This is a genomic window from Planococcus alkaliphilus, from assembly GCF_057031095.1.
In genome coordinates this window covers 2,830,470-2,856,513 of record NZ_CM168060.1, presented here as the reverse complement: position 1 = coordinate 2,856,513, position 26,044 = coordinate 2,830,470, and the positions used below count along the sequence as shown (strand labels likewise).

The window sequence follows — 26,044 nt, the reverse complement described above, 5'->3', positions numbered from 1 at the left end:
GGTTAAGGTATGTGAAGAGAACTAAACCTAGGAGGAAATGAGATTTGAAGAAATGGATTATGATGCTGTGTTTTGCATTAATTGCCTCGATATTAGTCCCTTACAGCCAAGCGAATGCAAGTACGAATTTTAAAGATATTGGAACGACCCATCGTGCCTATAAGGAAATTACATACTTAGTGGATAAGAGTATTGTTAACGGTTATAAAGACGGAAACTTTAATCCTTCAAAGCAAGTGACACGCGGCGAAGCAGCAGCGATGTTAGGAAGATCATTGAATTTGGATGGCACTAAAAAAGCCACAAAGTTCAAAGATGTGGGTTCGAATAATATGGCTTCGGGCTATATTACAGAACTAGTAAACAGAAAAATTATTTCTGGCTATGCTGATGGGACTTTCCGTCCAAATAATATTTTAAATCGCGGAGAGATGGCTCTGTTATTGAATCGTGCATTCAATTTAGGAGGAACTTCAGTAGCGACTTCTGCTGCAGTTTTAATGAATCAAGGAATTGCTCAAGGCTTTCCCAATGGCTCGTTTGGAGCAGAAACAAGAATTATTCGTGCAGATTTCTCTGTATTTGTAGCGCGCAGCTTGAATGGAAGTTTCCGCGTCAAGCCGGGCGAAGTTTCATTCAGCACGACGATGTATGTAAACACAGGATCTGATACATTAAATATGCGTTCAGCGCCAAGCAATTCAGGGGCTATAATCAGCAAACTGAAAAGCGGTACGGCAGTCGGAGTCGCAACAACTTCTAATGGATGGTCCCATATCCGTGTAAATGGTGTGGTCGGCTATGTAGCGACAAGTTATCTATCAACTTCAAAACCAGGGGCTGTATTGCCAAGCCCAGCACCGATTGGCGGCAGTGACTTGACGGTCATCCTTGATCCAGGGCATGGCAAACAGGATTCAGGCGGTATCGGCAACGGCTTTATGGAGAAGAACGTAGTATTGAATATCGGGCTTCACACCAAAGCTTATTTTGATAAAACCCCAATCAATGTGAAAATGACGCGTACAAGCGATACATTCATGGAATTGAGCGACCGCGCGAAATTTGCATCGAAAAATGGCGGCGATATTTTTGTCAGCCTTCATACCAATGCATTTAACGGAACAGCGAATGGGCAGGAAACGTATTACTACGCAAAAACTGCAGCAAATAATCCGAATGTGAAACAATCTCGCGCTTTAGCTATCTACTTGCAGAACCGTATGATGGAAGCTTGGCCAACCTTGAGAGACCGAGGCGTTAACCCAAATAACCATTCAGGCAACTTCGCGGTACTTCGTCAAAATACCGTTCCAGCGGCCTTAGTGGAAATGGGCTTCATCGATAGCTCAAAAGACATCCAATACATCAAGTCAGAAGCAGAACGCAAGAAAATGGGCAGAGCCTTATTCCTTGGAACACTTGATTACTTCTATAATTATGAAGGGCGTACCGATATCCTGCCTTACTACAACACAGTGAGCGGATCTCCAGCCAAAAAACTTCATTAATCCTTAAATCCCGCCAAGCAATTGCTTAGCGGGATTTTTTGGTTCTACACTAATTGTTGGGGTGTTGAAACAATTCGGCCCAAAAAAAGACACGCAATCTCCAAATTCTTTTATACTTGAAATGTCGAATAACAAGTAAAGAAGAGGAGATGCGTGCACTTGAATTTTACCATGAAATTTCCCGGATTAGAAGATGTGAAAATAACGAAAATGGAACAAGTGGAGGACCGTGTGGCGCTACATGTGGAGTTGGAGGTGGGGGCCCAAAGCTGTCCGCGCTGCCAGGAAAAGACCCGGCGTGTCCACGATTACCGCATCCAAAAGATTAAGCACCTGAAATGGTTTGAACGGCTGACCTACCTGTTTTACAAGAAAAGACGTTATGCTTGCGGGGCGTGTGGCAAGAAATTTGCCGAGAAGAATTCATTCATCGATCGCTATCAACGGTTCTCAAAAGAGTGGAACCAAGCGGTTCATGTGCGCAGCGTCAAGGCGAAAACGTTCAAGGAAGTGGCCGGACAATACGGCGCTTCCGCTTCGACCATCGTTCGGCGTTTCGATCTGGTGGCGCTCCAGGAAGTTACTGAAACCGCAAAATTACCGCGTGTGATCGCCATCGACGAATACAAAGGCGACACCCGTGAAGGAAAGTACCAACTGATTATCGCCGATGGCGAAACGAGAGAACCGATCGATATCCTGCCCAACCGGAAAAAAGAGACGATCAAACAGTATCTCCAACAGCACGGAGCTGCGGTGGAAATCGTCGTCATGGACATGAGCCATTCCTTTAAAGCCGCGGTCAAAAAAGCACTCGGCAAACCGGTGATCATCGCCGATCGCTTCCACTTCTGCCGGTACATTTACTGGGCGCTGGACGCGGTCCGCAGACGCGTGCAGAAAAGTTGGAACGACTATGACCGCAAAAAAGGCAAACGGATGCGCTACGTCTTTTACAAAAACAGTGAGAAGTTAACCGAAAAGGACCGTTGGTACTTGAAGCGGTATCTTGAAATGGATGAGGAGCTCAAACGAGCATACGAACTGAAGGAAGCGTATTGCAGGTGGTTTCAGGCAAGCAAAAAAAGAGATCCCGAGGAAATCCTCAAGACCAAAGAAGCGTTGCTGGAATTTTATCGGCTGGTGGAACAAGCGGGCATTCCCGAGTTCCAGAAAGCCATGGGCACCTTCCGAAACTGGCAGACGGAAATCTTGAACAGCTTCTCGTTCAAGTATTCCAATGGTTTCTTGGAAGGCATCAATAACCTGACAAAAGTGATTAAGCGGAACGCGTTCGGCTTTCAGAATTTCGAACGCGCCCGCGCCAAAATACTACTGACACACAAGTATAAGAATATGGGAGTTCACGTTGGTTAGGGTGAGGAAGATTTCACCTCACCCCAACATTTGACGGAGAACCGATTTTTTTAACATTTTCACTTTTCTAGTCCTATTTAGATAAGTCAGCTGTATCAAATACCTATGAAAATAACAAAAGCAAGTTTTTTATTTTAAATTAATAATAATAATGTTAAAAAAATACGTTTTTCTATCTTTTGTCCGGTTTTTTATAATCTTGCTTAGGGTATGATGAGAAATATACTGAGAAAAGAGGGATCGTCACCATGAAACGCGTTGGCTTACTTACCTTATTATTTGCTTTCCTATTTCTGCCTTCCCATATTTTTGCCGAAGAATCGGATACATATTTGATTTATGCTGATAAAGATCAATTAGAAGAAATCAAAATAAAATACGGAGCTGTAAAAGAGGAGTTTGAAGAAATCCCCCTTGTTGAATTGAAGCTGAGCGAGTCAGAAAAGGCCGCTTTACAGGAGCAATTCTCAAGCGCTGAAATTTACCCGAACCGGAAATATGAAACTACGGCAGATGAAGTATCCCCATCCTTTTCTTTAGTAAAAGGTGCGCCTAAACAAGCTGCTCCCTATACAGGGAAAGGTGTGCGAGTAGCGGTTCTTGATACTGGAATCGACACAGAACACCCAGATATAAAAGTTGCTGGTGGCGTTTGTACTGCTGTCGTTTGTGCCGATAATATCCCTTATGATGATAATTTCGGACATGGCACGCATGTTGCAGGAATTATTGCTGCTCAAAAGAACAACAAAGGAATCATCGGTTTAGCTCCAGATGTTAAGTTGTTTGCCATTAAAGCGATGAACAATAAAGGCGGAGGCTCCACTGCCCAGATTACTAAAGGAGTAGAATGGGCAATTCAAAATAAGATTGATATCTTGAATTTGAGCCTCTCCATTTCAGTTAACGATCAACCTCTTGAAATGATGCTCAAAAAAGCATATGACCAAGGGATGGTTATTGTTTCTGCAGCTGGAAATGAAGGCGGCACTGGACAAATGGATACCATGACGTATCCCGCGAAATATTCTTCAGTAATTGCTGTCGGCGCAGTGAATAACAATTTAGCAAGAAATGAAAATTCTTCTATAGGGCCAACGATGGAATTGGCAGCGCCTGGTGTGGATATTTATAGTACGTACCCAATAGAATTAGATGATTGGGACTATGTAGTTGATGGGTATCGCCAGCTCACGGGCACATCTATGGCGGCTCCTCATGTAACTGGGGTTTTGGCATTATATAAAGAACAACATCCTGGACTCTCAAACTTGAAATTGCGTGAAATTCTCCAAACGACAGCGAAAGATTTAGGAAAAACTGGACGTGACGAAGTGTTCGGTTTTGGGTTGGTACAATATGAAAAAGAGATAAAGACTTTGCCTTTAATTGAAACGAAAATTACAAAAGGCCAAATCGAATTGAAGTTGAAAAACAAAGAGTTAGCAAAGAATTGGAAGATGGCTGAAGGAAGTACGGTACTGAAAGAAAATGCAGCAGGAACTTGGATTTTATACAGGACTAAGGGCAACTACAAATTCACTTTCACTTATACAGACGCTAAAGGAACTTTAAAGACAGAAACGATTACTGCGAATGTAAAAGAACCGGCTTTCCCAGATCTGACTATGAAACAATGGTATGCTCCTCATATCAGTTTCCTTTATACCAAAAATATTATGTCGGGCTACTTGGATGGGACTTTTAAACCGACAAAAGAAATTACGCGGGCTGAAGCGATCATCATGCTTGGAAAATCCCAAGGGCTTGATGGAAAAGGAAGGAAGACTGTGTTTAAAGACGTAGGTATCAATAATACCGCTTCCGGTTATATTCAATCAGCTTACGAAAAAGGAATGATTTCCGGTTTCCCGGATGGAAGCTTTAAACCTACTCAAAAGGTGACAAGGGCTGAAATGGCTTTATTAATCCAGAACACGTACCAGTTTGAGCTAAATCCCGATATCGCAATGCCGTTCAGTGATGTTTATCCTGAACAGGCTGCTTACGAAGCGATTAAAGCTATTACCCAACAAAAAATTACAAATGGTTTCACACCAACGAGTTTTGAACCATCGAAGTTTATGAATAGATACAGTTTCAGCGTATTTTTAGCTAGGGCTGAGAATTCAACTTTTATAGATTAAACTAAAAGAGTTTGCGCCTGATTAATCAGGCGCAAACTCTTTTTAATTACCAAATTTCCTAAATCTTAAACCTAAAAATAGTCAATGTTACACAACTGTAATAAAACCGTAACCTAATATTGTCACATTCTCTGTTAGAATCTAAACCAGGTCAAGAAAACAGAAAGATTCAGTGTCTGATCAACACTTTGAATCGCCAAACTTACTTAGAGGTGACGAATTGAAAAAACGTATTATACTAATGATGATTGCTGTCCTATTGATAACAGCTAGTCCGTTTATGACAACTAAAGCCGATGCCAGTGGAGCAACACCAGATGATATTGCAACATACGCTTTGAAATTTAAAGGCACCCCTTATAAATTTGGAGGAACAACACCTTCAGGGTTTGATTGTTCAGGCTACATCCGATATGTCTTCAATCATTTCGGAATTTCATTGCCACGAACTTCAGCAGAACAATATAACGTTGGATCATCCGTATCAAAAAGCAACCTGCAAAAAGGTGATCTTGTATTTTTCGCAAATACATATAAAAAAGGCATTTCGCATACCGGAATATACTTAGGTGACGGCAATGTAGTCTCTGCTGAAAGCGGCGGAGTCAAAGTTTCAAATATTAACACGAATCCTTATTGGGGACCTAAATATGCAGGTGCTAAACGCTTGAGCAGCGTTCAAAGCGCAGCTCCAGTAAAAGCAGAGCCAAAACCATTGCCACCAGTTACAAACGGTAACTTTGTCGATGTGAAAACTTCTCATCCTGCTTATGACGCTATTAAGAGCTTAAATGTTTCAGGCATCATAAATGGATTTGAAAAACAGGACTTCCGTCCATCCGAAGAAGTCACTCGTGGGCAAGCAGCAGCTATGATCAATCGCGTATTAAAATTGAAACCAAGTAAAGGCATTCAATTTAAGGATGTATCAGCAAGCCATAGTTTCGCTAAAGATATTGCAGCAATGAATGAAGCTGGAATTTTACAAGGATATACGAATGGTGCTTATGGAATGTATGATACGTTAACAAAAACACAATTAGCTGTAATTTTAGAAAGAGCATTTGAAATATCAAAATCTGAAGGCATTCAAGCTCAAACAGCTTCTGTAAAATACTTGGACGTAAAACCAACATACTGGGCACATAAACCAATTATTACATTAAAAGCAATTGATCAAACAAAAGTGTTCCAAACTTCTCGCTATTATGGAGATTCAGATGCTGATCGTGCAGAATTTGCAGCAGCACTTTATAGCGCCATGAACGTGAAATAATAGATCATACTAAACCATCCGCTAAAAGCGGGTGGTTTTTCTTTTGAAAAATATTTGTTGTTTCCCGCTGTAAGTTGAATGTTATTTCCCTTTTCTTCTTTTGTTAAACATGGGAATGGTTTACAATTAAAGGTGTCCACCGTCTTATAATGGGTGTAAGAAAAGACGGATTGGAAAAAATAAGAGGAGGTTTTTATGAAGAAACTCACCAAAACAATCATAATTTTTTTAGCGATTTCTGGATTTTTAAGTTTTGCTTCTCCAGGTGAAGCAGCAAGTTCTCTCGAAAAAGAGATGAATGAGATAGTCAAAAGAGGTATCCTTACAGGATATATAGATGGGACATTAGGCGGGAAAGATCAAGTAACAAGAGCGCAATTTGCGGCGTTTATCAGCCGGGCATTGGATTTGCCAAATGGCAAAAACCCTTTCAAAGATGTAGGGGCATCAAATTCTTTGAAGAGTGAAATTTCAAAGATATATTCTGCTGGTATTATGAGAGGGGTAGCGACCGATCGTTTTGCTCCGGATGATTATATTACACGTGCTCAAGTCGTTTTGACCCTCCAAGAGGTAGTGAAATACAGTGGAATGCATACACAGCAAAACATCGTAAATTTCACTGATAAAAAAGAAATTAACTCCGGTGTATTGAAAGCTCTCTACAGCATTTCAAGCTATAAAATGGTTTCAGGTTATGACGATGGCAGTTTTAAACCAAATGGTTACGCTACCCGTGAACAAGCGGCAGCATTTATCTATCGCTTCTTGCAGGCAAAAGAATCTGAGAAAGTAGATGTGAATACATATTATTTAGGTACAACAGAAAATGATAGACTGGCAGTGCAGACTTCAAAAGGGTATGCCTCTTATACAGCAGCGCTATCGGATTTCAAATCGAGTAAATCAGCTGATGCGATTTTAAAAGGCAACACCATCGTGACGATTAAAGAAGGAGTTGCATTCGGAGACAAGACTTCAATTGTAAATGGTGAAGTTAAAGGGGATATAACGCTAGTTTATCAGGACCGGGATTTCTCGAAACAGTTGACTTATATAGAACGCGGCCGGGAAATGCGTTTTATTGCGGGGACAGATCAGTATGCCGAAGTCCAGGTTGGCGGTACAATTGGCTTTGTTAAACCAGAAGAAGTGGATTTTTTGCCGGCAGAGCTGGTTAAAAGACAAAATTATTATACTAACTCCAACGGTGAATTGATGAATTACCAGTACAATTATGTAGCGGCGGGTTATGAAGCTCCTTATTCAATAGGCCCCGCTCCAAGTGGCATGGCCAATGGCGCGAAGTATTCAAGTTTAGATGGCGTTCATTTTAAACCGATAAATGGCGGGGCAGAAATCACGCATTATCCATATTTCCAATATCAGTCTATCCGTTCGAAAACGAGTTATACAGGAGACGAGTTGGAACGTTATATCGTGAAAAAGCTTGCTGAACTTGGAAAAACAAAGAATTCGAAACTTCTCGGGCAAGGAAAATTCATTATCGAAATGCAAGAGAAGTACAACATCAATGGGCTCTTTATCCTTGCTGCAGCCATGCACGAAAGCAAATATGGTACGAGTGATAAAGCCCATGAGAAAAATAATCTATTCGGAGTAGAAGTATTCGATAATACTAGCAATGATGGCACAGTGTACAGTTCCCCGGCTGAAAGCATTCAAGCGTTCGCTGGACAGCACATGGACCAGAATTACGCAGATACTTTATATGGTGGTTATTACAACGGGGCAGCACCGGGCAATAAAACGACCGGCATCAATGTGAGGTATGCATCGGATCCTGAATGGGGAGGCAAAGTAGCTGGACACATGTATCGCATCGACGCGGCTCTAGGAAAAAAAGATTTGAATAAATACAAATTGGGAATTACAAATCTTCCTGGTGTAAACGTTCGAACAGCCCCTGGCGGGAAGCTTCTTTATGAATTCGGCAGAAACTATCTTGGAATCAATGGGGCATTTGGTTATCCTGTAATCATAACAGGCAAACAATCTGGAAGTTATAAAATCGTTTCGGACTTAGCAGCCGAAGATGATAAATACAATGGCATTGGTTGGGTAGTAGAAGAGTTTATCACACCAATAAATTAACAAAGATAAAAGGGTCAGCAGATGCTGCCCCTTTTATCTTTGTTAGCTTTAAAATAATGGTTGATTGGCTGACGAAAGAACTACTTATATATAGAAGAAAATCAAATTCTTCTTTTTACTAAGTCAATCGGTTCCTTCTTGAATAACATTCCATAATAAACCTTTTTTATAGGATAAAAATGCTTTACACTGAGGATAGGCAAAAATAAGGAGGACAACATGAGGCTTATTAGTAAATTTATGGCATTTCTTCTTCTGTTAGGTGCAGTTTTCAGTTTTGCATCCACAACCGAGGCAAGTGACATAGTACCAGGAAGTGCCCTTGGAAAAGAAATGCAGGAAATGATCAATCTTGGTATTTTACAGGGCTTTGATGACGGCGTCTATAAACCAAAAGAAAATGTTACACGCGAGCAATTTGCTGCATTTATCACTCGGGCATTAAAGTTGCCAGCGGGAACCCATACATTCAAAGATATCCCGATGAGCTCCCAATTATCAGATGAAATCGGTGCAGTATATAAAGCTGGATTAATGAGAGGAACGAGCAGTACGACTTTTAATCCGAAAGATTTTATTACGCGTGAACAAATGGCGCAAACACTGAAAAACGTATTGGTTTATTCAGAGATGGAATTAAAAGAAAATCGTTTAAATTTCTCAGACTTGAACGATTTTGTATCTTCAGGTGGAGTTAAAGCAGTTTATAATATCCTCTATTACAATGTTACTTCAGGGATGCCTGATGGCAAAGGCGGATTGAAATTCGCTCCAAAAGAAAGCACGACACGCGAGCAAGCGGCAGCATTCATTTACAGATTCTTAGAAGCAAAAAAAGAAGCGGAAGAGCAACCTGCACAACCGCTTCCACCGACACCTCCAGCTGACAACAGCCTTTATTATTTAGGTTATGTAGAGAATGGCAAATTGGTCAAACAAGCTTATGGCCACAATGATTATTTGAGCGCAGCGGAATCATTCAAGAATGTTGCATCTGCTAAAGCGATTCTTCGCGGCGATGAAATCATTCGTGTAAAAAGCGGACTTGCTTTTGGGGACCGTGTACTGAACGGCGTTAAGCAAGTAACGACGATTTACTTCGATACGGCTTTCAAAAATCAAGCTACGTATGTTGAGCATGGGCGTGAAATCCGCTATATCGATTCCAACTCTGACTTTGTCAAAGTCCAAGTCGGCGGAACGATCGGCTACGCGAAGCACAGTGAAGTGGATTTCGTCCCATATGAATTGATCAAAGACCGCGATTATTACATCGTCAGCCAGTGGGGGACGCTTAGCCATTACCAATACAATTACGTGAACAAGCAAGGCTCAAGCTACTCCATCGGCCCAGCACCGTCGACGATGCAGCAAGGTGTGAAATACTATAGCCACGACGGCGTCCACTTTACAGCTGGTTCGTCGAAAGTAACGCATTACCCGTATTTCCAATACCAGTCCGTCCGCACGAAAACGAACTACTCAGCAGCGGAACTCGACAAATACATCATGAGCCGTTTGACGGCTTTGAACAGTTCATCAGGAACTTATAAAGACGCAGTCACAAAATCAAAACTGATTGGCAAAGGGAAATACTTCCTTGAAATGCAGGAGAAATACAACATCAATGCATTGTTCATGCTTTCTGCAGCGATGCACGAAAGTGCTTATGGCATGAGTGCGAACGCACAGACAAAGAATAACTTATTCGGTATCCGCGTTTATGACGGCTCACCTCACGAAGGAACGATTTACAAACAACCAGAAGGCAGCATCGACGCATTCGCGCGCGAATACATGAACCGCAACTACGTCAACCCGAACGGCTCTTACGCAAACGGAGCAGCTCCGGGGAATAAAACCACAGGCTTCAACGTCAGCTATGCTTCTGACCCGACATGGGGATCGAAAGTGGCGGGGCATATGTACCGTGCTGATTTGGAACTTGGACAAAAAGACATCAATAAATACAAACTTGGCATCACGAACACTGCTTCTGTAAACGTACGCAACGCACCAGAAGGCGCTTTGCTGTATCAATACAAACGCACGTACCTGGGCGTTGAAAATGCCTTTGGCTACCCGGTGGTCATCGTTGAAACGAAAAAACACACAGACGGCTACAACTGGTACAAAGTCATTTCCGACTTGAACCCGGAACACGATACAAACAACGGCTTTGGCTGGATACGTTCGGACCTGGTCGATGTCATCAACTGAAATTGAAAAAAGGGGCAGCTGGGGCTGTCCCTTTTTTACTGTTTTGGCTGAAATCAACCTTGTTGGGTGCGAAATCAACCCATTCGATTTTGAAATCAACTATCTTCCTCTCGAAATCAACCCACCTGTTCCAGAGGAGCTAAAACCCCAAACTAGCAGTGCAATCATCACCCATTAATCGAAATCACCCCATTCGAGTCTGAAATCACCCCTCAAGCATCCGAAATCACCCCATTCACTCTCGAAATCAACTCATCTCTTAAGTGGAATATCTTAAGCGAGTTCTCCGGCACTGGCACAAGACCTTTACACGTTCTCGCAGTGCAAAGCCTTATTCAATTAGTTTCTCAACAACTTAAAAAAGGGGCAGCCGAGGCTGCCCCTTTTTGATTACATTAAATTAGTCACTTTCTCAATCAATTCAATGCCTTCGGATTCAAGGTAATCCAGTTTGGCATCAATCATTTCATCAAAATAAGCATTCCGCTCCATGCCCATCTCTTCAAATAATTTTTGGGTCTCCAGCAAGTCTACAAGTGTGAGCTGAGGATAGTCGTCCCCGCTGAATGTTCCGTCTGGACGGGCTTGATACCATAAATCGCCTGTATCACGGATCCAGCCGCCATCAGCTGCACCGAATTGTTCAATGCCAAGAATGACTTGGTTGGCAGCCTCCAAGTATTTTTCTTGGGCTGTTTCTTGATAAGCCGTCAGCAATATTTTCAAACCGCCTAATTCATGGTTCAAGGAAGCATGAGTCAAAGGTGTTGAAGAATCTTCGTCAAAATAATCGATAATAAGAAAACCGTCTCCAGCTTCGATAATTTCGCCTTCTTCAATCCGGCTCAACAAATAGTCCGCATAAACACCAACGGCAAGTTCTTCTTGTTGAATCTCTTCATCATATAATTCTGCCGTATTGTCTAGATAGAAAGCGACATACTCATTAAAGCGGGTATCTACATAAGGCGCTGTCACGCCATAAGCGTTTTTCAACCATGTACTCGTGTATTCAGTTGGCCAACGGGTCCCGTCAAATTCTTCTAAATAAGCCAATAGATTAATACGGGAATTCAATACCATGGATTCGAAAAAGGCAGAAGGGGAGCGTTCGTTCCATTCTAGTGAAACTTCATCTTCAAAACGGCCCATCGCACGTCCATAACCCATTTTCGTATTCGGTTCAATTGAGAATGGCAGCTTCGTATACGGCCCTTCTGAAGTCAACCAGTTCAATTGCATCGTTTGGTTGTTCAAAGAAAACTCGATCCATTCTTTTTCAGTCTGTTCTTCATTAAACAAAGGTTCTTCAGCTAACAAACTCCAGGATTCTGCAATTTGATGGGGCGGCAGCCAAAACTCTTTTGAAAGAGAGTCGCCCGTTATTTCCAAATCACGGACTTCTTTATCCAACTCACGAAGGTGGCTAGTTTCTTGGTTTTCGTATTCTGCCTCAAGCTCTTTCGAAATGAAAACATTTCCTTGAAGCATTTCGCCCCCTTCATAAGTGATAGCCCCGAACGGGTTCACAGTTGGATCTACACCGAAATCATTATGGTAAGGATGTTCAATGACTTCAGGATTCCAGTTGGTAAAGTCAGGCTTAGACAGGCCTTCAATTGACGTAGTGATCGGAAGTGGCAACCACGCGTCATTCTCCATTTTTTCAAATACAAAGCGCGTGCCATTTCCAAGAGTCCGTTCTGTTATTTCGTAACTTGCGAGGGTAAGCCCCCATAAATGAAGATCCACTTGGTGAGCTATATCCACCGCATTTTCAATCTGTTTTTCAGAAACTTTAATATCGGAAAGGCCAATCAGACTAGGCTTTTCAATCTTCCAAGCTAATCCATCCTTTTCATATATAGCTGACTCGCTCTTAAAAAAGAACAAAGCGCCAGCTGCTAAACCCAAGATTATAAGCACAATTCCACTAATTACGGAGATGCGTTTAAACATCAATCCACCTCTACTTTCTGCGTTTAACTAATCCTAAAAATCTTCTGAAGCCTGCCGGATGGATTACCCGCAAAGCGATTACATAAACGGCGATGCCAAGCGGCACTAAAACAGCCAATTGGACAGCTGCATGCCAATCGCTTGCGCCGAGCAATACTTTAGCTCCCCAAACTGCAAGGCCCATTAATATAGAAGGAATAGCGATGCGCACAGCAGTCGCTAAGAAACGCTTAAATTCATTCAAGCCTAAGTCTTTGTAGACAACGGCCATCGAAACCGCGAAATAATACACAGAGACGGCAGATGCTGCAAAAGCGAGAGCAGTATAGCCGTAATCATCGACCAAGAACCAGTTTAACAAGAAATTCAAGGCGATCGTAGTAACAGAAATGCGGAAGACGATAGCCGTTTTGCCTCTAGCATACATCGACTTAGATAGGATCAATTGCATGCCTTGGAAAACGATGATAGGGAGATAGAATAACAGGGCAGAATACGTACTCGCTGTATCGGCTGCTGTAAAAGCCCCGCGCTCATAGATAAAGGCGATCGCTGCATCTCCGACCACCCATAAACCGACGGCAATCGGCACCAAGGTGATGAAAGATATTTCCATGCCGCGGAATAAAGTATCTTTGAATTTTTGTTCATCATCGGTTTGTTCAGACATCAATGTGAAAATGATAGCGGCCAAAGTGGCGGCATAAATGGCGTTCGGAATACTCACGAGCAACGAAGCGTTATTTAAATAAGTAACCGCTGCGTCAATGGTGCCAGAAGCAAAAGCTTTATTGACAAAAAGGTTGATCTGCCCGACCACAGAGTTCAGAAGGGAAGGGATGATCAAAATGATGAACGCTTTGGAAAAATCCGATTCAAGGCGAAGCGTAGGCTGCCATTTATAATCAGACCGGATTAAATAATATATCTGAATGGCGGCGCCAAGTACTGTCCCTACGACAAAGCCATAGGCAAGAGAATAGATTCCCCAAATGTCGCTAAAGAATAAAGCGAATAAGGCCGACATCAAAGTAGCTAGAAGTTTTGATACCAAAGTAGGAACGAAAATCCGGCGGGATTGCAAATAAGATTCGAGCAAGCCGGCAAGTGCGATGAACGTCATGAAGATAAAGAAGACTTCAGTGATTTCAATCGCCATTGGAGCAGCTGCTTCTGACATGTTTGGATAAATGACGGGCACAAAGTTCTCAGAAAAAGACCATCCTGCAACAGAAATTGCTGCGAAGATAAGCATCGTCCAATTCAGCAGGCCATTGGCATTGGTATCGTCCACGTCTGTGCCGTTTTTTCGGCGTTTAATATACATGGGCAGGAAAACATTATTAAAGCCGGTGGCAATCATCGCCACAACTAAGGTAATAAAAGAAAAAGCTAAAAAGTAAGCATCTGTTGCAGCAGAAGCCCCGAATTCATTCGCGACGATCGATTCGCGCAGCAGGCCGGATAACTTTAACAATAACGCAAGGCCGGTTGTCCATATGGCCGCTTTTTTTAGACTGGACATCAATTTCCCTTCTTTCTGCGTGCAAAGCACACAATTCTTACATAAGTAAAGCGGCTGACTCTTAAAGTCTCGAGTCAGCCGCTTTTTGCATTTTGCTCAATAGGAGGTAGATATTCCCGGCTTCGAGCAATCTATACCCAACGCATCATTTCTGGAGCGCTTTTTTATAAATAGCTTCGTATTTTTCAGCAGCGGCAAAATGGGAGTATTCCGCGATAATTTTCGCACGTCCTGCATTGGCAAGCTGTTTCCCATATTCAGGTTCAGCCAATAAGTGGTTCATTGCTGCAGAGAGTTCTTCAACGTTTTTCTCTTCTACTAATAATCCATCTTTGCCGTGGTCGACGATTTCTTTCAATCCGCCAACTGCGCAGGCGATCAAAGGCACCCCAGATCCCATCGCTTCGAGTGCAGAAATCGATGTGGCTTCTTCAACTCCAGCTGAGTAGATGGAGGGTACAAGCACGATATCACTCAAAGCGTAATAGCGGATCATATCTTTATGGTCGACAGCGCCAAGCATTGTCACACGTTCTTCAATGCCCAGTTCTTTGGCCTTTTTCTTCATTTCATCCATCATCTCACCAGTTCCGGCAAAGACTAGCCGAGCTTCTGGGAAACGTTCAACAACTGGTGGAAATGAAAGAATGGGGTAAATAACGCCATTTTTTTTCGTTAGCCGGCGCGGGATAAAGAAAATCTTATCATCCATTGGCAAATCGAATTGCTTTCGGAATTCTGCCCGGCGTTCCGTTTCAGGTTTGAAATCTTCGACATCGATGAAATTCTTGATCATGTGTCCGGTTACGCCGGCTTCTTCCAAGATGTAATCTTTTATGCGTGTATCAACAGTAATGACTTCGCGAGACATTTTATAGCCGTTATGCTCAAATTGTTTAATTTGATCTGCATAGACACTTCCTTCAGCTACAGAACCTTTGGAAATCCCTTCAAAAGTCATATAGCCATGAACCGTCGTTACAACAGCAAAACCCGCTTCTGTCGCTGCTTTAGCAGACATGACGTCTTGTGCACCGACAATATCGATATCTTTGAACTTAGGATCTGATAAAAGGTCTTTCATGAAATCAGACCGGCGTTTTAAGGTCCAAACGTATCCTGCACCCAGCTTTACTTTGTTCATCACCATAGAAGGTCCACGCGCGATCAAATCACGTTTCCATTTCGGCACATCCGAAAAGGACAGAACGCGGACTTCGTGGCCGCGTGATTCAAGGCCGGATTTCAATGTTGTAATATGGGTCGATAACCCACCGACATGCGGGTAATCGTAAATGCTTAATAATAGTACTTTCAACGGGTAGCCCCTCCGAACTGTTCTTTTAATAATGTAAGATTCCGTTTTGCTTCTTGACGAAGCACTTCCACATTAGGTTCCATTTCCAGTTTTAACTCTTCTGGATAATCCAATGCATAAAATGCTTTTTCCGCTAAGGATTCTTTGGTGAATTCTCCAAGCTCAAATGAATATTTCCACATGCCTGAACGTTTCAAGAAACTTTCCACTTTCCGGTCATAACTAAGCCCGATATGGGGAACATTCGACAAGGCAGAGAAAATCAATGCATGCAGGCGAAGCGCAATCGTTAAATCACAACGCGCAATGAAGTTATAAAATTGGTTCGGCGTGAAGTGCTCGCCAAGAATATGTGTCTGACCGGCATGTTTCATTTTGGCCTGGATCTTCTTTGAAACATTTGTATCATAAGGAGGTTCCATCGGCACAAATACCGGTGTTACATTCCGCTGTTCAATCAATTGATCCAAAGTCCAAGCCATTTTTTCTATATATACTTCTTCATGCTCAAACCAAGGACGGGGAGCGACAGCAACAAGTCGTTCATCGCCATTTAATGGAAGAGACTCATAAGCAGAGTGGTCAGCATCAGCCATAAACGCGAACACGATATCCGCCGTCACAACCGTTTCCGGACGCGTTACGCCGAGCTTCTTCAAATAATCTTTCGAATACTGGTCGCGCACCGTGATGAAATCAGCGCGGTTCGCAAAGACTTTCATCAAGATTTTGCCCCAAGTCGAAGTGACCGGGCCGATGCCTTGAGAAAAGAACATCACTTTCGTTCCGCAAAGTTTTGCCAGCATGACAATCAGCAAATAATACGGAAGGGGGCCGAACAGGAATTTCGTCGGGTATGTATCCTGCAGCAAACCACCGCCGCCGGAAATCAGCAGGTCGGCGCTCCGCAGCGCTTTGACTTTTTCTTTATTTTCACGGCGCCATGCGCGGTAAACTGATTTCACATTGTATTCTTTAGCCGTTTTTTCCGGTGACAATGAAAAGACGGTGATGTCCGGGTTATTCAACTCCGCACGCAAATTATCAATAATCGCTTTCAGGATGGCTTCGTCACCCGTATTGCCTAATCCATAGAAGCCAGATAGTACAATTTTCACATATTTTCCTCCTCAAACTAAAGCTCGCAAGCCTTGTCCTCGCTAAATTCTACCACTTGTCAAACAGCCTGTGCAACTCCTCTAAAAATCTGCTATACTAATAAAATTGAAAGCGACTGAATCGAGGGTTTGACTAATGAAGGAAAAATATTTAGGGGTGGACGTTTCGCCTCTGTCATATGAAGGTATAATAAATGATTTGAGGGTGCGCATAAATGGCGGCAAACAGTCGACCATCATTGCGGTGAACCCGGAAAAAGTAATGAGCGCACAGCGTGATCCGAAAGTGAAAGAGCTCATCAATGCTTCCACTTACCAGATTGCGGACGGCGTCGGCATCTTGCTTGCTGCGAAAATCAAAGGCGGCGGCATCACGTCGCGCGTCACTGGCGTCGATATGATGGCGCGTCTTCTGCAATTTGCGGAAAGCGATGGCCATTCTGTGTATTTTTACGGCGCGAAGGAAGAAGTCGTGACAAAAGCGATTGCGAACATCCAAGCGCAGCACCCGAACATCCGCGTCGCCGGCTACACAAACGGCTATGAAAAAGACGAAGCGGCGCTTGTTTCACGCATCCACCAAAGCGGAGCGAAAATCCTTTTCGTTGCGCTTGGCAGCCCGAAACAAGAACTTTGGATCAGAAGAAACTTGAAGAGCTTGCCAAACGTCCAAGTATTCCAGGGGGTTGGCGGCAGTTTTGATGTGTTCTCAGGGACTGTCAAACGCGCACCGGCACCGTTCCGGAAACTCGGAATCGAATGGCTCTACAGGCTACTGGCCAGCCCTTCCCGTTTCAAACGCCAGCTCAACTTGCCGGTTTTCTTATTTAAAGTATTGCGATCACGATAAAAGGAGATAATGTCAAAATGAAGAAATCCATCTGTGTTGTCGGACTTGGCTATATCGGCTTGCCGACAGCCGTTATGTTTGCGAACCATGGACACAAAGTCCATGGCGTAGACGTCAATGAAAAAGCGGTAACTATGATTCAAAATAAAGAGCTACATATAGAAGAAAACGGATTGCAGGAACGTCTGGATATGGCAATCGACGGAGGCATGCTGACCGCTTCGATGAAGCCGGTAGAAGCAGACGTCTTCATCATTGCGGTTCCGTCACCGATCAAAGCGGATAAAACCGCTGAACTCGAGTATGTTCGCCAAGCGACAGCTTCTGTCGTGCCTTTCCTGAAAAAAGGCAATTTGGTCATTTTGGAATCGACCGTGCCGCCAAGAACAGTTGAAGATGTCATGATGCCGGAACTGGTCCAATCCGGACTTGAAATCGGAACGGAATTATTCGTTTCCCACTCGCCAGAACGCGTCATCCCAGGCCGTGTGTTCCAGGAACTTGTCACAAACGACCGCATCATCGGTGGCATTAACGAAGAATCAGCACGCCTGACTTCTGAATTGTATGCATCGTTTGTTGAAGGGACCATGCACGAAACAGACGCAACAACAGCGGAACTGGTTAAAGTAATGGAAAATACATACCGTGACGTCAACATCGCATTCGCCAACGAACTCGCTATGATCGCTCAAGGTATTAATGTCAATATTTGGGAAGCTATTAAACTGGCCAACTACCACCCGCGCGTGAATATCCACACACCAGGACCTGGCGTCGGCGGACATTGCATCGCCGTTGATCCATGGTTCCTTGTTGAATTGGATCCGGAAAAATCGAAAATCATCCACTTGGCGCGCAAAACAAACGACGGCATGCCGTCTTACACAGCGCAGCTAACAGCGGATATCTTAAAAGCGAAAGGCATCAAAGACCCGAAAATCGCGGTTCTTGGCCTTGCATTCAAAGGCAACATCGACGACATGCGCGAAAGTCCGTCTGTAGAAGTCGTATCCGAGTTCCGCGAACGCGGCATGAAACTGACGGCACACGATCCACATATCAAAGTCAACAACTTGCCGGAACAGACACAAAGCTTCGATGAAGCGATCCAGGACGCATCGGCGCTGGTCGTATTGACGGATCACCAGGCATTCCGCGACATCGATCCGACAACATTGACCCATGTGGCGAATAAAATCATCATCGACACGAAAAACTGCATCAACCGCGAAAAATGGGAAGCTGCAGGATTTGACGTCTACTTGCTAGGCGATTCGAAAAACTAAGAGGAGGCAGCCGAATGAAAAAAGTCAGAAAAGCGATCATCCCAGCTGCAGGCCTTGGTACGCGTTTCCTTCCTGCAACGAAAGCCATGCCAAAAGAGATGCTTCCGATTGTCGACAAACCGACAATCCAGTATATCGTAGAAGAAGCGATTGCTTCCGGAATCGAAGATATTATTATCGTTACCGGTAAAGACAAACGCGCGATTGAAGACCATTTCGATTCCGCGCACTTGCTGGAATCGCGCCTTGCCGAATCCGAGAAATACGAATTATTGAACGCGGTCCAGCTTTCCAGCAAAGTGGACATCCACTACATCCGCCAGAAATCGCCGCTTGGCCTTGGCCATGCAGTATGGACGGCGCGCAAATTCATCGGCGACGAACCGTTTGCGGTTCTGCTCGGTGATGACATCATCCAAGCGGAAACGCCAGGATTGAAGCAATTGATCACCCAGTTCGACGAACAGCAATCCTCTGTCATCGGCATGATGGAAGTGCCGGAGAACGAAACGTACCGCTACGGCATCATCGATCCAGCCGAACAGATGGGCAAGCTTTACCGTGCAAAAGGCTTTGTTGAAAAGCCGAGAGCCGGCACAGCGCCGTCGAATATGGCGATCATCGGGCGCTACGTCTTCACGCCGGAAATCTTCAATTACCTTGACCAGATGAAAGTCGGCGCAGGCGGAGAAATCCAATTGACCGATGCCATCGAACAGCTGAACACAATCCAAAATGTCTACGGCTACGCTTTCAAAGGCAAGCGCTACGACGTCGGAGAAAAACTCGGCTTTGTCGAAACCACCATCGAATTCGCCTTGCAGCGTCCAGACCTGCGCGAAGACTTGATCAAGTTCATGAAAACGAAGCTTGAGGGATTGTAATATAGTAGAAAAAATTGTTATTGATATTCCGTAAAACAGCTGCGCTTTCCTGCGGGCTTGCGCCGAACTAACTTTGGCTAAACGCCAAAGTGGATTTCGGCACTTCGCTGTCCCGCGGGAGTCTCCGCTGTTTTGCTCCATATCTAAAATATTTCATAAGAGAACTTAGCGCCGCCGCGCCCATGGGCTAGACGAAGTAAGAAGACAGGCGTTCTGTGCCTGGCTTCTTACGGGAGTCATGCCCTAAGCGGCGAAGCGACTATAGAAAATTATCCTTCATACCGCACTCATAAAAACACATTCACGAACAGGAAGGGAAGGGACAATTTGAAGATTTTATTGGTATCGAATATGTATCCTTCTGAGACTGCTCCGAATTATGGTGTATTTGTCCAAAGAACCGAACAGCTGCTAATGGAGGCAGGACATGAAGTGAAGCGGGTTGTTTTGTCGAAACAAACGTCGCGTATCCGGAAACTAGCCGGATACGCGGGGTATGTAGCGAACCTTTTTAAGGAAACAGCTGCGTTCAAGCCGGATGTCTTATATGTCCATTATGCTTCCCAGAATGCAAAGCCGGTTCTATGGCTGAAAAAACGCTATCCGAATCTTCGGGTGGTTTTAAATGTCCACGGGACGGATGTCTTGCCGCAAACTGCAGCTCAGGCGAAGTATCAACCGGATGTAGCTTCAATGATGAAAGTGATCGATCACGTCGTCGTGCCTTCCAGCTTTTATGAAGATACTGTTAAAGAAAAGTATGGTTATAAAGGTGATGTGACCGTTTTTCCATCCGGCGGCATCGATACCACTGTATTTTATCCAGATAGCGAAAGCGGAAAAGCTTTCAGAAAGCAGAATAGCATAGCGGAGGAAGCCTTTGTGGTGGGGTATATCTCTCGGATTGATACAGGAAAAGGGTGGGATACGTTAATAGAAGCAATTGAAATGTCAAAAGTTCCCAATATCCATGTGGTTTTTGCGGGAACTGGAGCAGAAGAATCTGCTTTTCAGGAAAAAGCAAAAGAGTTAACAATTCCCTTCACCAAACTTCCAATGTTGACCCAACCACAGATGAATGCCGCTTTTAATGCCATGGATGTTTTTTGCTTTCCGAGCAGCCAGGAATCTCTTGGGCTTGTAGGCATTGAAGCGATGGCAACAGCCACTCCGATCATTGTATCCAATATCCCGGGCGTAAAAGATTACGCGACAACCAATAATGCATGGTTCTTTGAAGTAGGGGATAGCGGCCAACTGGCTGCGCATATCGAAACCGCAGCCAAAGAGCCTTTGGATTCTTATCAGGCAGAAGCGCTGAAAACGGCGGAAGCCTTTGACCAACACCGTGTAAAAAACATGCTTTTACAAGTATTCAATTCTAGAAATGATAAGAAAGAGGCTTCTCATATATGAATAGAAACAAAATACTCTTGGCTATCGTAGCCTTCTTAGTCCTTCAGCCAATCATCGATGTTCTTACCACAGCCTCGATTTTCTTGATCGATACAAGCTTGACTATAGGCGTCATTGCCCGCACTGCATTTATGATCGTAATGCTCGGATTATTGCTATGGCTATCGAGAACAAGCAAATTCAGCCGGATCTTGACAGTCTATTTGGTTGGTTTAGCTATTATTCTGGGGATCAATATTGCAGTAAACCTTCAAGTGAAAGATCCGTACTATCTTTTCCAGGAACTGAAGTTCTTCAACAAAATCATTTACTTCCATATTGTATTTGCAGGATTGCTAGTTGCTTATAAAGAATTAAAAGAAGCTAGCTTCGATATTGCAGAAAAAACAACGAAATATTTCTGGTTATCCGGAATGATCATCGGCATCGTCTTTATCGTTGCGCAAATTACTGGAACAAGCCTCTCTAACTATTCACACACGAAAACAGGTTTTACAGGCTGGTTCTTTGCAGGAAACGAAATTGGCGCCATCATGGCGATCGTCTTGCCAATCATGGCGTTATATGCGACGGATAAAACCAACTCATTGAAAAAGCCATGGGCATGGATTCCGTTTCTATTATTATCACTTGGAATGCTGGCATTGGGTACAAAAGTAGGCTATGGCGGAATTATAATCGTCTTATTATCTGTCGTCATTGGTAGCATCATCATGCTTTTCATTTTGAAACAAAAGACAGCACAGATTCGTTCCAATCTGGTGATTTCGATTATTTTGACCGCTATCTTAATTGCCATTACGCCAGTAACACCAGTATTCGGCAATATGTTTGCTCACATCACATCACTTGGCATTAACTTCGGGGAACCGGTAGAACGTCCTGGCGATGAAGTCTTAGTCGAAGGTGACGAAGGATTTGAAGAGCAAAAAGCTGAACAAGAAATCACGAGCGAACAAGTCCAAAACTTAGTCTTCAGCTCACGTGAAGTTTATGCAGATGTGATGAAAGAAGATTTCAATAGTTCACCGATCACCCAGCAATTGTTCGGAATGGGCTTTGCAGGAAATTATCCGGAGCCATTGCCTGGCAAAACGCCGAAGATGATTGAAATGGATTTCCACGACTGGTTCTATTCATTCGGTTGGATCGGCTTCCTTTACTTGATCGCACCGCTTGTGTGGTTTGCCGGAAGATATTTGATCCATTTTGTCCGTAATATTAAGACGCATTTCACGTATTTCTACGTGCTATACGGCGTTGCCTTCCTATTAGGTATCGGCATCGCTTACACAGCGGGCCACGTGCTGACAGCTCCTGCCGTATCGATTTACTTGGCAGCGATCCTCGCGATGTTGGTCGTGAAAGAAAACTTGATCAAGACGAAGTAACAATAACGAAAGCCGCATCGGAAAATTCTGATGCGGCTTTTTTGTATTTAGTTACAACGTTTAAATAGGGGGTAAAGGAGAGCTCCTTTCATTTTGTTTCATCTCTAAGAGAAGACAAAACTTTTACATAGGAATGTAAAAAAGTTCATCTAATAGAAATCTCTATTATAGAAATGACCTAGTACTATGCAAATGATAAAAATAATGAAGAAAAATTCTATTTAAAGTACTAGTTTTAAGAAGGAGGAGGAAAAAATTAAAAAAAATCTAGAAAAGCTCCACAGTTTTCCAACTTTTAAGACAAGCCTTTAGTCGTATTTGTAAATTTTTGTAAAATCCTGAATACGATGAAAGACTAGATTCATTGGCCTATGAGAAATAATAAAAAAGAAATAATAAATCAATAATTTATCTGAATGATAAATTAATTTCGTAAATTTCTGATATGCGATATCTAGCCTATATTTCAGTATAAAATAGAAGAAGATTGTTTGTAAAAATAAATGAATGAAGTTTATATTTTAACGTATAAATAACCGTGGAAAACTAGTTATCACATAAGAGAGATAGGCGAAAAACCCCCTAAATCACATGAATTCTTTTGAGATATTGTATTTTTTGTAATACTATAGACTCTTTTTTACAAAAAAGTGTAATTTTTAGCATACATTTTTAATTTATCAGTTGAATTCTTTAATATCTTTGTTAAACTAAGTAGGAGTTTAATTTTCTGATAATCTCTTGCTAACTGCCTACTTATCCGGCATACCACATTTTAGACTTTAGTCATATTATTTTAGGAGATAGTGGCAGGAATAAGTTTTTATCAGTATAATTAAATTGGGTTAACCAATACTCAACATTTAACACATTAACACCTAAAACAGGGAGGAATTACACACATGGCTTACCAACCAAAGTCTTACAAAAAATTCGTTGCAACTGCAGCAACAGCTACTCTAGTAGCAACAGCAGTAGTACCAGCAGCATTCGCTAACGAAGCAGAAACAGCAGCATTCACGGATGTACCAAAATCTTACGAAGCTGCAATCGAATTCGTTGTTTCTAACAACATCTCTAACGGTCTTACTGAAACAGAATACGGAATTAGCAAACAGATCAAACGTGGGGATGCTGCCATTATCATCGCTAACGCTGCTGGCCTTAACGATAAAGATGCTCCTGCTGCTGGATTTAAAGATGTTCCAACTCGTGGAGCGCTACAAATCAACTCTTTGAAAGCTGCTGGCGTAGTTAACGGTAAATCAACTACTAACTTCGGTTTTGAAGAATCAATCACACGTGGCGAAGCTGCAATTATGCTACAACGCGCATTCAAATTAACTGGTGACGTTAAAGACGTGAAATTCACGGACGTTAGCGACCGTTATGACGATGCAGTAGCTGCATTGTTAGCTTATGGAGTTACTCAAGGTACCTCTACTACTAAATTCGGTACAGAAAACCCAATTAAACGTGGAGATTTCGCTAAATTCATCTACGCACTTAAAGATTTAGTTAAAGTTGAAGTTCCAGTACCAGGAACTCCTGCAGTAACTTCAGTTAGCTCAATTAACGCTAAACAAGTAGAAGTTAAGTTCGCAACTCCAGTTGACAAATCAACTGTATTGAACTCTTCTGATGTTGTTCAAAATATCACTTTTACTAATGTTGCTGGTACAATTACTAGTCCTGGAACTTTGTCTGGGGAACTTTCTGAAGATGGTAAAACATTGACTGTAACTGCATCAAACATTTTTGATGGAGAATACGCTTTTAAATCTACTGATTCGATCAAAACAGTTTCTGGTGAAAAAGTTCCAGCATTCTCTGCTATCGTTAAAGCTGACGATACTGCTGCACCAAGTTTACTTTCAGCTTCAGCGTCAGCTAAGACATCTACAAATTCAATTGCGTTAGTATTCGATGAGCCAGTCGATGCTAGAGGAGCAATTGTATACGTTAATGGTGCTGCAGCAACTATCACTAACAATGCTGAAAATCCAAATCGTTTAGATGTTACTACTAGCTCACAACTTGCAGCAGGATCTACTGCTACTGTGAGCCTAACAAATGTTAAAGATTTCAATGGCAACTTCATTTCTCCAAATCCATTAACTACTTCAGTTAGTATCGTTGCTGACACTGTAGCTCCTACTGTTACAGCTGTTTCTGTAGTTGGAGAAAATAAAGTAGAAGTTACTTATAGCAAACCAATGAATGTTTCTTCATTCGCAGGAAAAGCTCGTCTAGTTACTTCAACTGGAGTAGTAACTAACTTAACTGCTGCTGCAGGAGATGCTACTAATAAAGTTGTTTTCACTGCTTCAGGTCTTACTTATACTGATACTTATAACGGCTTATTATTTATCGATGCTGATGTTAAAGATACAGCTGGTAACAGTGCAGCTGCTTATTCTTCTTCAGTTACTTTGAATAAAGACGTAACTGCTCCAGCTTTGGCATCTGCTACATTTGAAGATGGGAAAATCTCAGCTAAATTCACTGAAGATATTGCACGTGGCTCAAACGCAACTGTAACTGCTATTAACGAAGCAACAGGCGTAGCTACGACAATTACTCTTAATTACACTCCTAACACAGGAAATGCTGTTATTAAAGATGATACTCTAACAATTACTCAGGCGTTGGCAGATGGTACTTATCAGTTACGTTTACCTGCATCTACTGTAGTTGATACTGCTGGTACGCCTAACGGTAACGCTATTACTACTACTAACTTTGTAGTTAAAAATTCTGCAGCTACAGATACTACTAAGCCAGTTGTTTCTTCTATCACTGGACCAACAGGATCAACAGGTGTAGCGCCTGGTACTGAGCAAGTTGTTACTTACAATGCAACTGATGCTAGCGGAATTGACTTGGCAACTGTACGCAATGTCAACAACTATACTTTTGATGGTAAAGCTTTACCTGCTGGAACTTACGTTACGACGGAATTAACAACTGGTACTGCTGACAAAGCGACTGCAGTTAAAGTATCCGTAAACATTCCATCTGCAGCAATTACAGCTACTAAAGCAGCTCCATTTACAGTTAGCAATGTAAAAGACAACACTGGCAATTCTATTGAAGCTGTAGCTACTCAAACTGTTACATTACGTGACGGTGTTAAACCAGAATTTACATCTGCAACAATTGCAGCTAATGGTACTTCTTTAGTACTTGGCTTCAGTGAAGCTACACAAAATGTTGGAGCTGGAGACTTCCAGGTTACTCTTAATGGTACACTAGTAAGCTCAGCAAACTTGACAACTGTTAGCCCTTCTAACACTGAAGTTAACAAATATGTAACTGGAATCACTGCTAATTGGGCAAATAATGAAACAGTAGATGGCGAAACGAAAGACGTACTGTACATTGAAAACAATGCTACGCCAGGTTATAGCGCAGGAGATTTAGTAATCCTAGTTGCTGATGCTGCTACTGTAGCAGCAGATACTGCTGTAACACTAGATCTTTCTTCTAATTTAGTTAATAGCTTGAAAGTTAAATTAGTTTCTGAAACTAACAGTGTAGTAACTGACTCACAAGGTAACCAAGCTACATTTAATAAAGAAATCACTGTAAAATAAATTAAAAATTAATTTCCTATGCGAAAAATGATTTAATTTATTTATTATCAGT

The 26,044-nt window shown here is 42.6% G+C and carries 17 protein-coding genes; 13 read left to right on the top strand and 4 right to left on the bottom strand.

What is annotated here, in order from left to right:
* Positions 1 to 44: 44 nt before the first annotated feature.
* The 7 genes from AC2EXB_RS14935 (at position 45) to AC2EXB_RS14905 (ending at position 10,824) form a co-directional block, all read left to right on the top strand.
* On the top strand, positions 45 to 1,511 hold the full coding sequence (locus AC2EXB_RS14935; protein WP_483602180.1) for an N-acetylmuramoyl-L-alanine amidase: 1,467 nt from the start codon (positions 45 to 47) through the stop codon (positions 1,509 to 1,511).
* A 153-nt stretch (positions 1,512 to 1,664) separates the two neighbouring features.
* A complete protein-coding gene (locus AC2EXB_RS14930) occupies positions 1,665 to 2,888 on the top strand; it encodes an ISL3 family transposase (protein ID WP_483601566.1) in 1,224 nt (407 codons plus the stop codon).
* 248 nt (positions 2,889 to 3,136) lie between these two features.
* Positions 3,137 to 5,035, top strand: coding sequence for a S8 family peptidase (locus AC2EXB_RS14925; protein ID WP_483602179.1), 1,899 nt, complete (start codon positions 3,137 to 3,139; stop codon positions 5,033 to 5,035).
* Positions 5,036 to 5,255: 220 nt separating this feature from the next.
* Positions 5,256 to 6,311 carry a C40 family peptidase gene (locus AC2EXB_RS14920; protein ID WP_483602178.1) on the top strand — a complete coding sequence of 352 codons (1,056 nt, stop codon included), beginning with the start codon at positions 5,256 to 5,258 and terminating at the stop codon, positions 6,309 to 6,311.
* A gap of 195 nt (positions 6,312 to 6,506) precedes the next feature.
* Positions 6,507 to 8,426 carry an S-layer homology domain-containing protein gene (locus AC2EXB_RS14915; RefSeq protein WP_483602177.1) on the top strand — a complete coding sequence of 640 codons (1,920 nt, stop codon included), beginning with the start codon at positions 6,507 to 6,509 and terminating at the stop codon, positions 8,424 to 8,426.
* A 219-nt stretch (positions 8,427 to 8,645) separates the two neighbouring features.
* Positions 8,646 to 10,646 (top strand): S-layer homology domain-containing protein, encoded by a 2,001-nt coding sequence (locus AC2EXB_RS14910; protein ID WP_483602176.1) that lies wholly within the window; start codon positions 8,646 to 8,648, stop codon positions 10,644 to 10,646.
* Positions 10,633 to 10,824: a hypothetical protein gene (locus AC2EXB_RS14905; RefSeq protein ID WP_483602175.1), complete on the top strand. Its 192-nt coding sequence runs from the start codon at positions 10,633 to 10,635 to the stop codon at positions 10,822 to 10,824. Before AC2EXB_RS14910 ends, AC2EXB_RS14905 begins: the two co-directional genes overlap by 14 nt.
* A 212-nt stretch (positions 10,825 to 11,036) precedes the next feature.
* On the opposite strand, the gene AC2EXB_RS14900 is transcribed toward AC2EXB_RS14905, so the two are convergent.
* From AC2EXB_RS14900 to csaB, 4 genes are all read right to left on the bottom strand, one after another.
* The gene (locus AC2EXB_RS14900; protein WP_483602174.1) at positions 11,037 to 12,605 is read right to left on the bottom strand and encodes a hypothetical protein; all 1,569 of its coding nucleotides are present in this window, start codon (positions 12,603 to 12,605) and stop codon (positions 11,037 to 11,039) included.
* Positions 12,606 to 12,615: 10 nt separating this feature from the next.
* Positions 12,616 to 14,130, bottom strand: coding sequence for a murein biosynthesis integral membrane protein MurJ (murJ, locus tag AC2EXB_RS14895; protein ID WP_483602173.1), 1,515 nt, complete (start codon positions 14,128 to 14,130; stop codon positions 12,616 to 12,618).
* Positions 14,131 to 14,275: 145 nt separating this feature from the next.
* On the bottom strand, positions 14,276 to 15,448 hold the full coding sequence (locus AC2EXB_RS14890) for a glycosyltransferase family 4 protein (RefSeq protein ID WP_483602172.1): 1,173 nt from the start codon (positions 15,446 to 15,448) through the stop codon (positions 14,276 to 14,278).
* On the bottom strand, positions 15,445 to 16,566 hold the full coding sequence (csaB, locus tag AC2EXB_RS14885; protein WP_483602171.1) for a polysaccharide pyruvyl transferase CsaB: 1,122 nt from the start codon (positions 16,564 to 16,566) through the stop codon (positions 15,445 to 15,447). The genes AC2EXB_RS14890 and csaB overlap by 4 nt, the downstream gene beginning before the upstream one ends.
* 136 nt (positions 16,567 to 16,702) lie before the next feature.
* Between csaB and AC2EXB_RS14880 the strand changes: the two genes are divergently transcribed.
* The 6 genes from AC2EXB_RS14880 (at position 16,703) to AC2EXB_RS14855 (ending at position 25,992) form a co-directional block, all read left to right on the top strand.
* The gene (locus tag AC2EXB_RS14880) at positions 16,703 to 17,416 is read left to right on the top strand and encodes a WecB/TagA/CpsF family glycosyltransferase (protein WP_483602170.1); all 714 of its coding nucleotides are present in this window, start codon (positions 16,703 to 16,705) and stop codon (positions 17,414 to 17,416) included.
* Positions 17,417 to 17,433: 17 nt separating this feature from the next.
* Entirely contained in the window at positions 17,434 to 18,705 is a 1,272-nt protein-coding gene (locus AC2EXB_RS14875; protein ID WP_483602169.1) for a nucleotide sugar dehydrogenase, read from the top strand.
* 14 nt (positions 18,706 to 18,719) lie between these two features.
* Positions 18,720 to 19,589, top strand: coding sequence for a UTP--glucose-1-phosphate uridylyltransferase GalU (galU, locus tag AC2EXB_RS14870; protein ID WP_483602168.1), 870 nt, complete (start codon positions 18,720 to 18,722; stop codon positions 19,587 to 19,589).
* A 327-nt stretch (positions 19,590 to 19,916) separates the two neighbouring features.
* Positions 19,917 to 21,005: a glycosyltransferase family 4 protein gene (locus AC2EXB_RS14865; protein WP_483602167.1), complete on the top strand. Its 1,089-nt coding sequence runs from the start codon at positions 19,917 to 19,919 to the stop codon at positions 21,003 to 21,005.
* Positions 21,002 to 22,396, top strand: coding sequence for an O-antigen ligase family protein (locus AC2EXB_RS14860; protein ID WP_483602166.1), 1,395 nt, complete (start codon positions 21,002 to 21,004; stop codon positions 22,394 to 22,396). The genes AC2EXB_RS14865 and AC2EXB_RS14860 overlap by 4 nt, the downstream gene beginning before the upstream one ends.
* A 902-nt stretch (positions 22,397 to 23,298) precedes the next feature.
* On the top strand, positions 23,299 to 25,992 hold the full coding sequence (locus AC2EXB_RS14855) for an S-layer homology domain-containing protein (RefSeq protein ID WP_483602165.1): 2,694 nt from the start codon (positions 23,299 to 23,301) through the stop codon (positions 25,990 to 25,992).
* Positions 25,993 to 26,044 lie beyond the last annotated feature (52 nt).

Coding starts and splice junctions, on each gene's coding strand:
- AC2EXB_RS14925 (WP_483602179.1), top strand. CDS start 3,137: ATGAAACGCGTTGGCTTACTTACCTTATTATTTGCTTTCCTATTTCTG.
- AC2EXB_RS14915 (WP_483602177.1), top strand. CDS start 6,507: ATGAAGAAACTCACCAAAACAATCATAATTTTTTTAGCGATTTCTGGA.
- AC2EXB_RS14910 (WP_483602176.1), top strand. CDS start 8,646: ATGAGGCTTATTAGTAAATTTATGGCATTTCTTCTTCTGTTAGGTGCA.
- AC2EXB_RS14905 (WP_483602175.1), top strand. CDS start 10,633: ATGTCATCAACTGAAATTGAAAAAAGGGGCAGCTGGGGCTGTCCCTTT.
- AC2EXB_RS14900 (WP_483602174.1), bottom strand. CDS start 12,605: ATGTTTAAACGCATCTCCGTAATTAGTGGAATTGTGCTTATAATCTTG.
- murJ (WP_483602173.1), bottom strand. CDS start 14,130: ATGTCCAGTCTAAAAAAAGCGGCCATATGGACAACCGGCCTTGCGTTA.
- AC2EXB_RS14880 (WP_483602170.1), top strand. CDS start 16,703: ATGAAGGAAAAATATTTAGGGGTGGACGTTTCGCCTCTGTCATATGAA.
- AC2EXB_RS14875 (WP_483602169.1), top strand. CDS start 17,434: ATGAAGAAATCCATCTGTGTTGTCGGACTTGGCTATATCGGCTTGCCG.
- galU (WP_483602168.1), top strand. CDS start 18,720: ATGAAAAAAGTCAGAAAAGCGATCATCCCAGCTGCAGGCCTTGGTACG.
- AC2EXB_RS14860 (WP_483602166.1), top strand. CDS start 21,002: ATGAATAGAAACAAAATACTCTTGGCTATCGTAGCCTTCTTAGTCCTT.
- AC2EXB_RS14855 (WP_483602165.1), top strand. CDS start 23,299: ATGGCTTACCAACCAAAGTCTTACAAAAAATTCGTTGCAACTGCAGCA.